The organism is Pseudomonas cerasi (assembly GCF_027983475.1).
GTDB lineage: Bacteria > Pseudomonadota > Gammaproteobacteria > Pseudomonadales > Pseudomonadaceae > Aquipseudomonas > Aquipseudomonas cerasi.
On record NZ_JAQJVM010000001.1, the window covers coordinates 567,907 to 580,276 of the forward strand.

At 59.2% G+C, this 12,370-nt stretch carries 14 protein-coding genes; 6 read left to right on the top strand and 8 right to left on the bottom strand.

Going from position 1 to position 12,370, the window contains the following annotated elements; genetic code table 11:
* Window positions 1–92: 92 nt before the first annotated feature.
* Complete coding sequence (locus PI739_RS02575) at window positions 93–509, bottom strand: quorum-sensing-regulated virulence factor family protein (protein ID WP_003364781.1); 417 nt, start codon at window positions 507–509, stop codon at window positions 93–95.
* Window positions 510–763: 254 nt separating this feature from the next.
* Between PI739_RS02575 and PI739_RS02580 the strand changes: the two genes are divergently transcribed.
* From PI739_RS02580 to PI739_RS02595, 4 genes are all read left to right on the top strand, one after another.
* Window positions 764–1,474 (top strand): tRNA-uridine aminocarboxypropyltransferase, encoded by a 711-nt coding sequence (locus tag PI739_RS02580; protein ID WP_248685298.1) that lies wholly within the window; start codon window positions 764–766, stop codon window positions 1,472–1,474.
* Window positions 1,475–1,520: 46 nt separating this feature from the next.
* Window positions 1,521–1,703: a hypothetical protein gene (locus PI739_RS02585; protein WP_072365702.1), complete on the top strand. Its 183-nt coding sequence runs from the start codon at window positions 1,521–1,523 to the stop codon at window positions 1,701–1,703.
* Between the two features lie 15 nt (window positions 1,704–1,718).
* Window positions 1,719–2,366, top strand: coding sequence for a response regulator transcription factor ErdR (erdR, locus tag PI739_RS02590; protein WP_003433336.1), 648 nt, complete (start codon window positions 1,719–1,721; stop codon window positions 2,364–2,366).
* Between the two features lie 81 nt (window positions 2,367–2,447).
* The gene (locus PI739_RS02595; protein WP_003364775.1) at window positions 2,448–2,813 is read left to right on the top strand and encodes a diacylglycerol kinase; all 366 of its coding nucleotides are present in this window, start codon (window positions 2,448–2,450) and stop codon (window positions 2,811–2,813) included.
* Window positions 2,814–2,833: 20 nt separating this feature from the next.
* Here PI739_RS02595 and PI739_RS02600 read toward each other — a convergent pair whose 3' ends face one another.
* On the bottom strand, window positions 2,834–3,760 hold the full coding sequence (locus tag PI739_RS02600; RefSeq protein ID WP_003339525.1) for a LysR family transcriptional regulator: 927 nt from the start codon (window positions 3,758–3,760) through the stop codon (window positions 2,834–2,836).
* Window positions 3,761–3,883: 123 nt separating this feature from the next.
* Here PI739_RS02600 and fpr point away from each other — a divergent pair, with 123 nt between their 5' ends.
* Window positions 3,884–4,663 (top strand): ferredoxin-NADP reductase, encoded by a 780-nt coding sequence (gene fpr, locus PI739_RS02605; protein ID WP_002554680.1) that lies wholly within the window; start codon window positions 3,884–3,886, stop codon window positions 4,661–4,663.
* 96 nt (window positions 4,664–4,759) lie between these two features.
* On the opposite strand, the gene tsaA is transcribed toward fpr, so the two are convergent.
* The 6 genes from tsaA to PI739_RS02635 all read right to left on the bottom strand — a co-directional run bounded on the left by tsaA (window position 4,760) and on the right by PI739_RS02635 (window position 10,096).
* Window positions 4,760–5,452, bottom strand: coding sequence for a tRNA (N6-threonylcarbamoyladenosine(37)-N6)-methyltransferase TrmO (tsaA, locus tag PI739_RS02610; RefSeq protein ID WP_271351731.1), 693 nt, complete (start codon window positions 5,450–5,452; stop codon window positions 4,760–4,762).
* Between the two features lie 10 nt (window positions 5,453–5,462).
* Window positions 5,463–5,924, bottom strand: a complete 462-nt coding sequence (locus tag PI739_RS02615) for a YehS family protein (RefSeq protein WP_003433332.1) — start codon at window positions 5,922–5,924, stop codon at window positions 5,463–5,465.
* Window positions 5,925–6,003: 79 nt separating this feature from the next.
* Window positions 6,004–6,714, bottom strand: coding sequence for an rRNA pseudouridine synthase (locus tag PI739_RS02620; protein WP_003364769.1), 711 nt, complete (start codon window positions 6,712–6,714; stop codon window positions 6,004–6,006).
* 92 nt (window positions 6,715–6,806) lie between these two features.
* Window positions 6,807–7,247: a GNAT family N-acetyltransferase gene (locus tag PI739_RS02625; RefSeq protein WP_003433330.1), complete on the bottom strand. Its 441-nt coding sequence runs from the start codon at window positions 7,245–7,247 to the stop codon at window positions 6,807–6,809.
* A gap of 102 nt (window positions 7,248–7,349) precedes the next feature.
* Window positions 7,350–8,693, bottom strand: coding sequence for a 30S ribosomal protein S12 methylthiotransferase RimO (gene rimO, locus PI739_RS02630; protein ID WP_003433328.1), 1,344 nt, complete (start codon window positions 8,691–8,693; stop codon window positions 7,350–7,352).
* A gap of 311 nt (window positions 8,694–9,004) precedes the next feature.
* Window positions 9,005–10,096: a catalase family protein gene (locus PI739_RS02635; RefSeq protein WP_003364761.1), complete on the bottom strand. Its 1,092-nt coding sequence runs from the start codon at window positions 10,094–10,096 to the stop codon at window positions 9,005–9,007.
* 333 nt (window positions 10,097–10,429) lie between these two features.
* Here PI739_RS02635 and PI739_RS02640 point away from each other — a divergent pair, with 333 nt between their 5' ends.
* On the top strand, window positions 10,430–12,325 hold the full coding sequence (locus PI739_RS02640; protein WP_003433327.1) for a potassium transporter Kup: 1,896 nt from the start codon (window positions 10,430–10,432) through the stop codon (window positions 12,323–12,325).
* Window positions 12,326–12,370: the final 45 nt, after the last annotated feature.

The window sequence follows — 12,370 nt, forward strand, 5'->3', positions numbered from 1 at the left end:
CAGGGTGGATTAGTTGCAGGATGTCTTGAGAGTTGCTCGACTGACGCGCCTGAGGGACAGGCGCGCGGGGGAGGTTACATGTCGGATATGGCTTATTGCTTGGGTTTTACAGTGCAGTCGGAAGCCTGAAAGGTTTGCGTCGCAACCGGGCGGTTGGTCTTGTACTCAGTGAACTGATACTTGAGGACGGCACCCTTGGTCATCAACTGGCGGAAACCATTGTTGTGGCAAACGCTGTTGCCCAACTGGTTGCGCATCACGTCCGGATTGGCGCGCATCTGCTGAGCCTGGCCTTCACGAACGCTCAAGTGGTTGATCAACTGGTTGCCGGTGACGGTGTAACCCTGATCAAGGATGTCTTCGTTGATCGCTCTCGGCGTGCCGACACTGCTTTCCTTAGCGACTTTTTCCAGCATCTTGCTGAGTTCGAACTCCTGTTTCGACGCCGCCTGGGCGCACAGTGGAGCAACGAGCAAAAGCGTAAGGGTGGGTACGATAAGGCGCAGCATTAAACTCTCCTGGTTAAGTAACTGGCCGTTGGACCAGCGACTTCAAAGTGCGTTCCGGGCAGCCCACCGATAGCGCGGGGTGCGATGGCGCAGCAGTATAGAGCAGGAGCCTTCATCGGGCCTAGGCTCTGTACGAAAACAGGCCTGCGGACCGAAAGCGCGTTGAAGTGCCGGGGCTCTGATAAACTGCGCGGACTTTAATCCTGCCGAGTCTTTGTGGTGTCGATGTCTTTCCCCCGCAGGCGTGTCCTGTAATGAGCCATGCCGTTTCCCGCCTGCGCGATGAGCGTCTGGCCCGCAGTACCAGGCCTTTCATTGCCCGAGGCTCGCGCGCGCCGCGCTGCCCGGATTGCCGGGTGATTTCCAGCTATTGCCTGTGCGAATGGCGACCCAGCGTCGCTGCCGAGTCAGGCATCTGCCTGCTGATGTATGACACCGAGCCCTTGAAACCGACCAACACCGGCTGGCTGATCGCCGACGTCATCAAGGACACTCATGCCTTTCTCTGGTCGCGGATAGAGGTCGATGAGCAATTGCTCGCCTTGCTGGATGACCCGCAGTGGCAGCCTTACATCGTTTTTCCCGGTGAGTTTGTTGCCGAGGACCGCGTGGTGAATACGGTTTCGCGCCTGGATGGCAAGCGCCCGCTGTTCATTCTGCTGGATGCCACCTGGACCGAAGCACGCAAGATGTTTCGCAAGAGCCCTTATCTGGAGCGTTTTCCAGTATTGAGTCTGGAGCCCGAGCAGATCTCGCGCTACCGTTTGCGTCGATCAAGGCGCGACGATCACTTCTGCACGGCGGAAGTGGCCGCCCTGTGTCTGGAGCTGGCCGGTGATGCCAGCGCCAGCGGAGTGCTGGATGCTTATCTGGACGTGTTCAGCGCTCATTATCTGGGCGCCAAGTATCAGAATCCGATTGATTCCGACGACGTGGCGCATACCCATTTGAAAGCGTTCATTTGAAGGCTGTTCATAACAAGGGGCTGCCGAAGTCCACTGGTTTGGCTAATTGCCATCTATGTTCTCGGGTATCGACGCTTCGCGCTTGACCGTCATGGCCATGCTGGGCATGCTTGGCGCCGCCTGGAAGCCGATTCATCTGGTCTGGCATTGCGCCGGCGCCCGTTTTGGGTTGCGCACTGCGCGTTCGCCAGCCTCGCTGGGTGGCCGATTCGTCGGTCCCTCACTATAAAAACAGGATCATTACATGACCTACGACATCCTGATCGCCGATGATCATCCCCTGTTTCGCAGTGCGCTGCATCAGGCGCTGAGCATCGGTCTGGGGCCTGACGCACGGCTGGTCGAGGCAGAAAGCATTGCCCAGCTTGAGTCGCGCCTGGCGGAGAAGGCTGATTGGGATCTGGTTCTGCTGGACCTGAACATGCCAGGGGCCTATGGCTTCTCTGGGCTGGTCCTGTTGCGTGGCCAGTATCCGCAGATACCGGTGGTGATGGTCTCGGCGCAGGAAGAAGCCTCCATCGTGGTGCGCTCCAGAGAGTTTGGTGCCAGTGGCTTCATTCCCAAATCCAGCTCGCTGGAAGTCATTCAGCAGGCGGTACGCACGGTGCTTGATGGTGACGTCTGGTGGCCGCCGCAGGTCAATGAAGTGATCAGTGTTTCAGACGAGGCAAAGGCCGCCAGCGCAGGCCTTGCCAGCCTGACGCCGCAGCAGTTTCGAGTGTTGACGATGGTTTGTGAAGGCTTGCTGAACAAGCAGATTGCTTCCGAACTCAGCGTGTCCGAAGCCACCATCAAGGCACATGTCACGGCGATTTTCCGCAAGCTTGGCGTACGCACGCGCACCCAGGCAGCATTGTTGTTACAGCAGCTTGAGTCCATTTCGTCCAGCTGACGGCTTTCAGGTTCCAGTATTCACGCTTTTTTGACCTTTATTGCCTTAGCTTTCCTCATCTTTTTACACAGCAGCCTCTCTATGTCGCCCTTCAAAGGCCAAACCGGTCTGAAACGTATTCTTAATGCCGCAGGTTATTCACTGGACGGTTTATGCGCTGCCTTCAAAGGTGAAGCGGCTTTCCGTCAGTTGGTACTGCTCAACGTGGTCCTGGTCCCGCTGTCGTTTTTCCTGCACGTCAGCAAGGGTGAGCATGCCCTGCTGGTTGCCGTGTGCCTGCTGGCGCTGATCGTCGAGCTGCTCAACTCGGCCGTAGAGGCGGCCATTGACCGCATCTCGCTGGACCTGCACCCGCTGTCCAAGAACGCCAAGGACATGGGCAGCGCTGCCCAGTTCATCGCTCTGAGCATGATCGGTCTGGTGTGGGCGATCATTCTGCTGGGCTGATGCCTTTCGATACAGACGCGTCAATACAGGCTTGGCAGCACGATTTCGTCGCTGCGCTGAACTCCGGCGGTGAATGCGCGGCACAGCTCAAGAAACTCGCGCATGGCTGAGGTCTGGTATTTCTGTTTGTGCCAGATGAAATAGAACTGCCTGGCCAGGTCCAGCTCGGGCGTGGCCAGCTCCACCAGATTGCCGCGACGAAAGGCATCGCGCAGCGCCAGTCTGGAGATGCAGCCAATGCCCAGCCCGGATTCGACTGCACGTTTGATCGCTTCGGTGTGCTCAAGCTCCAGCCGGACATTCAGCCCGTTACGGTGATGACGCATCGCCTGATCGAACGTCAGGCGCGTGCCCGAGCCTTGTTCCCGAAGGATCCAGGCTTCGTGGGTCAGCTCTTCCAGCGTAACCTGAGCGCGTTTGGCCAGCGGATGCTGCGGGGCACAGAACACCACAAGTTCGTCTTCGACCCAGGATTGCACTTCGATGTCCGGGTGGCTGCAATCGCCTTCGATAAGGCCCAGATCGATCTCGTAGTGAGCGACCTGTTGCACGATATGCGCAGTGTTCTGGACATGCAGCTTGACCTGGCTTTCCGGGTGGCGCTGCATGTAGCCGCCGATCAGCAGCGTCGCCAGGTAATTGCCGATCGTCAGCGTAGCCCCGACCGCCAGGGAGCCGAAGCCTGACTTGCCATTGAGCAGGTCTTCGATTTCCTTGGCCTGATCGAGCAGCGCGACGGCTTGCGGCAGCAATTGCCTGCCGGTGGCGTTGAGGCTGAGGCGCTTGCCGGCGCGGTCAAATAGCTGGCAGCTCGACTGGCGCTCCAGCTCGGTGATGGAGGTGCTGGCAGCCGACTGCGAAAGCGAAAGCAGTACCGCGGCTTTGGAGACGCTTTCCTGCCGGGCGACGGCCACAAATACCTGGAGCTGACGGAGAGTAAATCGCATATCTATATAACCGATAACCTATATCTTGATAATTCATTTAACAGATATTGTGTCTGCCACTAGAATGTCGCGCAATAGCGCAGTGCTTCTGCGCGCACTATTTTTTCAGGAGTCCTCACGTACATGAGCAACATGAACCACGAGCGTGTCCTCAGCGTCCACCACTGGAACGACACCCTCTTCAGTTTCAAGTGCACCCGCGACCCTGGTTTGCGTTTCGAGAACGGTCAGTTCGTGATGATCGGTCTGCAGCAGCCAAACGGTCGTCCGCTCATGCGTGCCTATTCGATTGCCAGCCCGAACTGGGAAGAGCATCTGGAATTCTTCAGCATCAAGGTGCCGGACGGCCCGCTGACCTCCCAGTTGCAGCACCTCAAGGAAGGTGACGAAATCATCATCAGCAAGAAGCCTACGGGTACGCTGGTGCTGGACGACCTCAAGCCGGGCAAGCATCTTTACCTGCTGAGCACTGGCACCGGCCTTGCGCCGTTCATGAGTGTCATCCAGGATCCCGAAACCTACGAGCGTTTCGAGAAGGTCATCCTCTGCCACGGCGTGCGTTACGTGAACGAAGTCGCCTATCGCGAATTCATCACCGAGCATTTGCCGCAGAATGAATTCTTCGGTGAAGCGCTGCGTGACAAGCTGATCTACTACCCGACGGTCACCCGCGAGCCCTTCGAGAACGAAGGTCGTCTGACCGACCTGATGCGCAGCGGCAAGCTGTTCAGCGACATCGGCCTGCCGCCGATCAACCCGCAGGACGACCGTGCCATGTTGTGCGGCAGCCCAAGCATGCTCGACGAGACCAGTGAAGTGCTCAACAGCTTCGGCCTGACCGTATCGCCGCGTATGCGCGAGCCGGGCGACTATCTGATCGAGCGTGCTTTCGTCGAGAAGTAAACCGGCTGCACAAGACCCGCCTCGTCCTTGACTGGATCAGGCGGGTTTTTGTTGCGCGGGATTTGTCACCTCGATCAGTTTAGGCAAGCAGCAGCTTCAGGCGAGCAGCACTTCCAGCACGCAAATCACACCCGCTTGCGGGTAGTGCCAACGCACGTCCAGATCCCAGAACTGAGCACCATAGCGACGTTCCGGCGTGGGCAGCTGATAGGCCGGGCGCGGGTCCTGGGCCAGACACTGCTCGATCAGTTCGACCAGCGGCTCATTCAGGCGCAGCGCGTGTTCGCGAGCCTGTTGCAGCGCGGCGTCTTGCCAGTGCACCGGTATCAGGGCTGGCGCAGCACTGGCGATGCAGTTGGTCGCACCGCCAATTGCATCGGCGTAGGGTACGTAGGGCTTGATGTCCAGCACCGGCGTGCCATCCAGCAGGTCGATGCCGGACAGCCAGAGCCGCCCAGGCTCGACCTTGTCCAGCTTGACCACTGACTGGCCGATGCCATTGGGACGATGGGTTGCGCGGGTAGCGAACACGCCCATCGACTGGTTGCCACCCAGGCGCGGCGGGCGCACCTTCAGGCGTGGCTTGTCTTCCAGCGCCAGGTGGAACAGAAACAGCAGCCAGACGTGACTGACCTGTTCCAGCCCCTGAACCGCTTCACCCTGATCGAACGGTGCCACCAACTCCAGCACCCCGCGGGCCGCCGGGGCCAGTTGTGGCTGGCGAGGGATGGCGAATTTCTCCTTGAAGCAGGAGCGCACGAAGCCGACAGGGGAGACGTTGTAGCTCATCGTGGCAGGTTCAGCCACGCACGCGCAGGGTCAGGCCCTTGAGGAAATTGCGCAGCAGTTGATCGCCACAGGCGCGGTAGTTGGTGTGTCCGACCTTGCGGAACAGGGCGCTCAGTTCTGGCTTGGAGACCGGGAAGTCGACTGATTTGAGGATGGCGTGCATGTCATCTTCTTTCAGTTCGAACGCCACGCGCAGTTTTTTCAGGACGATATTGTTGGTGATCGGCAAATCGATCGGCTGTGGCGGACGGCTTTCGTCCTTGCCACGCTTGAAGTAGACCAGGCCATCAAGGAAGTGCGCCATGATTTCATCGCTGCAATCCAGGTAGCCTTCTTCTTCCTCTTTTTTCATGAACGCGATGACATCGCTTTTCGACACTTCAAAACCGGTCAGTGCGGTGATCTCGACAATCTTGCTGTCGCTGATATCGAGCATGTAGCGCACGCTGCGCAGTACGTCGTTGTTCATCATGAGGCGTGGTTCCTGATAAGTCGTAGGGCAGCGCATGACGGTGGTCATGCGCGCTGTAATAAGGTGGGTGGCGCGAGGGTCAGAACTTTTCCTTGGCCGTCATGTAGCGCCACTGGCCCTCGGGCAGTTTGCCCATGGACACGCCGCCAATACGGATACGGCGGATGGCGACGATCTTCAGGCCGACGGCCTCACACAGCAGGGCGATGATGCCGGGCTGCGGATTTTTCATCGCAAAGCGCAGGCGGTTCTCGTTCTGCCAGCTGGCTTTCACGGCCGGCAGCTCCTTGCCTTTGTAAGTCAGGCCGTGGTTCAGCCGGTTGAGGCCATGAGCAACCATCTCGCCCGAGATCTCCACCACGTATTCCTGCTCGATCTTGCTGCGGTCATCGGTGAGCTTGCGCAGGATCTTCCAGTCCTGGCTGAACACCATCAAGCCGCTGGCGTTGGCCTGCAGGCTTGAAATCGCCTCAAGGCGCATGAAGTGGCCCTTGAGCGGACGCTTGCTGTAGCTGTGCTCTACGGAAAGCGTGCCCGGAGTGATCATCTGCAAAGCCTCTTCGGCGCTTGCCGAGGCGGGTTTGTGCAGGATGATCGTCACCGGCTCCGGGGCGTCGGCCTTGGCGTCCGGGCTGAGTTCGATTTTCTGGGTGCTGACCTTGAAGTGCGGTTCTTCGATGACCTCGCCGTCCACCGTGACCCAGCCGCCCTCGATAAACAGCTCGGCCTCCCGGCGGGAGCAACCGACCAGCTCGATTAGGCGTTTGGAAAGGCGAATGGGGTCTGTCATGACAAAAAAGCCGTTTGCTAAAATAAAGTCGCCATTGTAACCGTCTGGCGACGGTTAATCGCGGCAACATTGCATCTGCGTTGCAATCGATGTCATTGACGATCGATCAGGCGCATTCTGAGCATGGGGTAAGGCTGGCCCAGGCCATCGACTTCAGAGCGGCTGACAACCTCGAAACCATACCTGCGGTAAAACCCCAACGCCTGCGTATTCTGCTCGTTGACGTCCAGTTCACGGATATTGAACTGCTCGATTGCATGAGCCAGCAACTGCGTGCCCAGCGTCTGGCCGCGATGGTCCGGGTCGATGAACAGAATATCCAGACTGGTCTTGCGCGTGCCCGCAAAGCCGGTGATGTTGAGCTGTTCATCCCGGGTACAGAACAGGGTCACACTGCCCAGATACTGCGGCAGCAGCCCCTTGAGCCGGGTGATGTAGGCGTCTGGCAGAAAGTCATGGGTCGCGCGCACCGAGCGTTCCCATACCTCGGTCAATTCCGGGTAATCGTGGGTATCCGGTGTATACAGCGGCATCTCGCGTCCTCCTTTCAGCTGGTCCTGGATAGACAACAGCCGGAGACAAAAAAGCCCTGCCGGTTAAAGGGCAGGGCTTTCGTTTGCAACCAGGGCGAGCGCTTAGAGCATCTCGGCCCACAGGTCGTATTCGTCGGCATCGGTCACCCGGCACATGATCTTGTCGCCGGGCTGAACGGTACTGCCGTCTTCCAGGCCGATGAACACGTTGCCGTCGATTTCCGGGGCGTCGAAGAAGCAGCGGCCCACGGCACCACGATCGTCGACTTCGTCGATCAGCACTTCGATTTCCTTGCCAATCTTCATCTGCAGGCGCGCAGCGCTGATTGCCTGCTGATGAGCCATGAAACGATCCCAGCGATCCTGCTTGACGTCGTCCGGCACGATGGCCGCGTCCAGCAGATTGGCGGGCGCGCCTTCAACCGGCGAGTACTGGAAGCAGCCAACCCGGTCCAGCTGCGCTTCGGTCAGCCAGTCCAGCAGGTACTGGAAGTCTTCTTCGGTTTCGCCCGGAAAGCCGACGATGAAGGTCGAACGGATGATCAGGTCAGGACACTGCTCACGCCAGTTCTTGATGCGCGCCAGCGTCTTGTCTTCGAAGGCCGGACGCTTCATCAGCTTGAGGATTTTCGGGCTGGCGTGCTGGAACGGGATGTCCAGGTACGGCAGGATCTTGCCAGCGGCCATCAACGGGATCAGTTCGTCGACGTGCGGGTACGGGTAGACATAGTGCAAGCGCACCCAGACGCCCATCGAGCCCAGCGCCTGGCACAGCTCGGTCATGCGGGTCTTGACCGGCTGACCGTCCCAGAAACCGGTACGGTATTTGACGTCAACGCCATAGGCGCTGGTGTCCTGGGAAATGACCAGCAGTTCCTTCACGCCGGATTTTACCAGGCGCTTGGCCTCGTCCAGCACATCGCCCACCGGGCGGCTGACCAGCTTGCCGCGCATCGACGGGATGATGCAGAAGCTGCAACTGTGGTTGCAGCCTTCGGAAATTTTCAGATACGCGTAGTGACGCGGGGTCAGTTTGACACCTTGTGGCGGCACCAGATCGATCAGCGGATTGTGGTCCTGACGGGGCGGCACTACGTCGTGCACGGCGTTGACCACCTGTTCATATTGCTGCGGGCCGGTCACCGACAGCACGCTGGGGTGTACGTCGCGGATGACATTGGCGTCGACGCCCATGCAGCCGGTAACGATGACCTTGCCGTTTTCCTTGATGGCTTCGCCGATCACTTCCAGCGACTCGGCCTTGGCCGTATCGATGAAGCCACAGGTGTTGACCACCACCACGTCGGCGTCCTCGTAGGTCGCAACGACTTCGTAACCTTCCATGCGCAGCTGGGTCAGGATGCGTTCAGAGTCAACGAGTGCCTTTGGGCAACCCAGTGAAACGAATCCAACCTTGGGGGCGGACGGCGTGGTGACGGTGGACATGGCAAACCTCGGCGTGAAGGGCACCCGGACGCGAAGCGCAGGCGCTGACTGGGCGCTTGCTGCGCCTCTGATCAAAAAGTGCGCAATTCTAGCGGTGAGTGGACAGGATGACCAGCGTTTGCATGAGAATTACGACGTACGCGAGACGCAGACGGGGTCAGCGCCCACCCATTCGATCGCATCATGATCGACAGTAGCTTCGGTACACGCAGTGTATTGAGGGACATGGCCGAGGTTGCAGCGTGCGACTGAGACATTCTGAATGCAGTCCAGGCCCGCATGAACGGGCCTGGACTGACTTTCACATGTTCTCAGCGCCGCGGTTCATGCATCGGGCAGCCGTTGTGCTGACTGCGAAAGCCCGCTGAGTGTTCATAGGCCGGCTTGCGTACGCGCATGACGCCGCCCAATGGACGATGTGCCTCAAGGCCGTGCCAGGGGCTGAATGCCATGGCTTCGTCAATTTCCTGGACGTTTTGCTCGGACCACGACGACTGGCGGGGCACATCGATGCGAGCGACGGTGACGTAGGGGCTGAGGTCTTCCGGCCAGATCGCCGAGGCGTCCTCGATCGGCATTTTTTCCAGGTCCGTGGCCAGCTGAACGCGGACTTCCCAGCTGGCGTCGTGTTCAAGAAAAAACGCTTTGACCGCTTCGCGCAGACCGTCCGGATTGTCTTTGAGGTCCAGTGCCTTGTCGGTCAGCGCAATCAGCTCGGCGGAGACGGGCACGACGCTGAGCTTGGCGTAGTAGGGGCCATACAGAAAAGGCACGACGGTGTAGAACGTCTCGCCGAGGATGTGGGTCATCGGGTGCCCGCCGAGACTTCTCAGTGTGCCACTTTCGCCCCCTGCAGACTCGATCACCGACTCTATGCCGCGCAGGACGGCAGACAACGCACGTTTCATGCCCGGAGCCTTGTCGGTCGTTTTGGCCAGCAACTTCAAGGTCTTCAGGAAGGCCTTGGGGTCCTTGGCGGTAAAGGCCTTGGCGTTTTGCATGACGAAATCCTGAGTGGTTGCCTCTGCACTGCCAGGCAAGCGCGCGCCTTCGACGCCAACCAGTTTGATGGCCAGGCCTCTGGGCGTGGATACCTTGTCGTCGAGAATGTCGCCCGGGTTGGTCGAGAAGCGCATGACGACCGGGAAGTTGCCGGGCCTGGCAAAGGCACCCTGGGCCAACGGCTCGGGCAGGTCGCCGTAGACCTGAATCTGACCGTGAAGCAAGCCGTGAGCCTTGGCGTGCACACTGCGAATGGCGTGCCCTGTGTCTTGATACGTGGTCTCGAGGATGGAATGCATGGCTTCGACCAGCTCTTTGCTGGTCTGCGCTTCATCGTCCGGAACGACTTCAAATGAGGGCTGGAAGGGTAACGGCTGGACAGTCAGGTTTTGTGTGGTCATCAGAGCATCTCGGTGGGAGGGGATCAGGGTGCCCTGGCGTCGATGCGGTTCTTGAAGACCCCTGATGCGGCAGGCTTAAGTAATGACCGGTCAATATTTTTGTCGTTCCATGAGAAATGTTGCTTCGAAAAACTGCTTCAAGGGGCCGTGATCAAGGCGTGGTGGCAGGCCGGATCGATATAACCATCTGCGTTTCACCAAGAATTACGACGAGTGCTGCGTTATGCTTCGCGCCATCGCGCCGAGGCATGTCAATGTCTGGCTGAATCTGAATTGTTACGCCTTGTGATGTTCTCAGTGTTGAACCTCATGTCTGGTTTCCGGGAGTAGTGGATGAGTCAAGCAAACAGTCATGCGGAGGCCGGAGGCGCTGCCAAGCCCATCGGACTGCTGATCGCCGCAGTCGGGGTGGTTTACGGCGACATCGGCACCAGTCCGCTGTACACCCTCAAGGAGGTGTTTCAGGGGGGGTACGGCGTGGAAGTGACCCATGATGCGATTCTCGGGGTACTGTCGCTGATCTTCTGGTCGCTGATCTGGGTGGTTTCCTTCAAATACATGGCGTTCGTCCTGCGTGCTGATAACCAGGGCGAGGGCGGCATCATGGCGCTGATGGCCCTGGCGCGGCGTGCGTCTGCCAAGCATCCCCGCCTGCAAATGATGATGGTGGTGTTCGGACTGTTCGGCGCCGCATTGTTCTACGGTGACAGCATGATCACCCCGGCAGTTTCGGTGTTGTCGGCAATGGAAGGGCTTGAACTGGCGTTCGATGGCCTCGATCACTGGATCGTGCCCATGGCGCTGGTGGTGCTGGTGGGCCTGTTTCTGATTCAGCGTCATGGCACCGCGCGCATCGGCGTGCTGTTCGGCCCGGTGATGGTGACCTGGTTTCTGGTGCTCGGTGCGCTGGGTGTCTATGGCATCATGCAGTCGCCGGAAGTGCTGAAAGCGGTCAATCCGGCATGGGGTGTGAATTTCTTCATCATCCATCCGGGCATTGGTGTGGCCATTCTGGGTGCTGTAGTGCTCGCCCTGACGGGGGCCGAGGCGCTGTATGCCGACATGGGTCACTTTGGCCGCAAGCCGATTTCACGTGCCTGGTTTATCCTCGTGCTGCCTGCGTTGCTGCTCAACTATTTCGGTCAGGGTGCGCTGGTGCTGGGCAATCCTGAAACGGTTCGTAACCCGTTCTACCTGCTGGCGCCGGGCTGGGCGCTGCTGCCGCTGATCGGCCTGTCGACGATGGCGACCATCATTGCCTCGCAAGCGGTGATCTCCGGCGCGTTCTCGATGACGCTGCAGGCGATCCAGCTGGGCTACATTCCACGCATGCACATCCAGCACACCTCCAGCGACGCGCAAGGCCAGATCTACATTGGTGCCGTCAACTGGGCGCTGATGGCGGGCGTGATTCTGCTGGTGATCGGCTTCGAATCGTCTGGCGCGCTGGCGTCTGCCTACGGCGTGGCGGTGACCGGGACCATGCTCTGCACCACCATTCTGGTGTCGACCGTCATGCTGATGCTCTGGAAATGGCCGCCATTGCTGGCCGTTCCATTGCTGATCTGCCTGCTGCTGGTGGATGGTCTGTTCTTCGCGGCCAACGTGCCGAAGATCTTCCAGGGCGGGGCCTTCCCGGTGCTGGCGGGTGCGGTGCTGTTTATCCTCATGACCACCTGGAAGCGCGGCAAGCAATTGCTCGCGGAGCGAATCGACGAGGGCGGCCTGCCATTGCCGATCTTCATCGGCAGTATTCGCGTCCAGCCGCCGCATCGGGTGCAGGGCACGGCAGTGTTCCTGACGGCGCGTTCGGATGCCGTGCCCCATGCGCTGTTGCACAACATGCTTCACAACCAGGTGTTGCATGAACAAGTGGTGCTGTTGACGGTGGTGTATGAAGATTCGCCGCGTGTACCGTCCGCTCAGCGCTTCGAAGTGGAATCCTATGGCGAAGGCTTCTATCGGGTGATCCTGCACTTCGGCTTTATCGATGAGCCCGATGTACCGGCTGCACTGGCCCTGTGTCACTTGCCGGAGCTGGACTTCAGTCCGATGCGCACCACGTACTTCCTCAGCCGCGAGACGGTGATCCCGTCCAAGATGGATGGCATGGCGCGTTGGCGTGAAGCGTTGTTCGCCTTCATGCTCAAGAACGCCAACGGCAACCTGCGCTTCTTCAAGCTGCCGTTCAACCGGGTGATCGAGCTGGGTACGCAAGTGGAGATGTAAACGTTGGCCGGGTTGTCCGGCAGCGCAGATAAAAAAATCCCGGCA

Bases quoted from the DNA above. Each gene is read 5' to 3' on its own strand.
- PI739_RS02580 (WP_248685298.1), top strand. From the start codon at position 764: ATGAGCCATGCCGTTTCCCGCCTGCGCGATGAGCGTCTGGCCCGCAGT.
- PI739_RS02640 (WP_003433327.1), top strand. From the start codon at position 10,430: ATGAGTCAAGCAAACAGTCATGCGGAGGCCGGAGGCGCTGCCAAGCCC.
- PI739_RS02625 (WP_003433330.1), bottom strand. From the start codon at position 7,247: ATGCCGCTGTATACACCGGATACCCACGATTACCCGGAATTGACCGAG.
- PI739_RS02595 (WP_003364775.1), top strand. From the start codon at position 2,448: ATGTCGCCCTTCAAAGGCCAAACCGGTCTGAAACGTATTCTTAATGCC.
- PI739_RS02575 (WP_003364781.1), bottom strand. From the start codon at position 509: ATGCTGCGCCTTATCGTACCCACCCTTACGCTTTTGCTCGTTGCTCCA.
- PI739_RS02615 (WP_003433332.1), bottom strand. From the start codon at position 5,924: ATGATGAACAACGACGTACTGCGCAGCGTGCGCTACATGCTCGATATC.
- PI739_RS02635 (WP_003364761.1), bottom strand. From the start codon at position 10,096: ATGACCACACAAAACCTGACTGTCCAGCCGTTACCCTTCCAGCCCTCA.
- tsaA (WP_271351731.1), bottom strand. From the start codon at position 5,452: ATGAGCTACAACGTCTCCCCTGTCGGCTTCGTGCGCTCCTGCTTCAAG.
- PI739_RS02600 (WP_003339525.1), bottom strand. From the start codon at position 3,760: ATGCGATTTACTCTCCGTCAGCTCCAGGTATTTGTGGCCGTCGCCCGG.
- PI739_RS02620 (WP_003364769.1), bottom strand. From the start codon at position 6,714: ATGACAGACCCCATTCGCCTTTCCAAACGCCTAATCGAGCTGGTCGGT.
- fpr (WP_002554680.1), top strand. From the start codon at position 3,884: ATGAGCAACATGAACCACGAGCGTGTCCTCAGCGTCCACCACTGGAAC.
- rimO (WP_003433328.1), bottom strand. From the start codon at position 8,693: ATGTCCACCGTCACCACGCCGTCCGCCCCCAAGGTTGGATTCGTTTCA.
- erdR (WP_003433336.1), top strand. From the start codon at position 1,719: ATGACCTACGACATCCTGATCGCCGATGATCATCCCCTGTTTCGCAGT.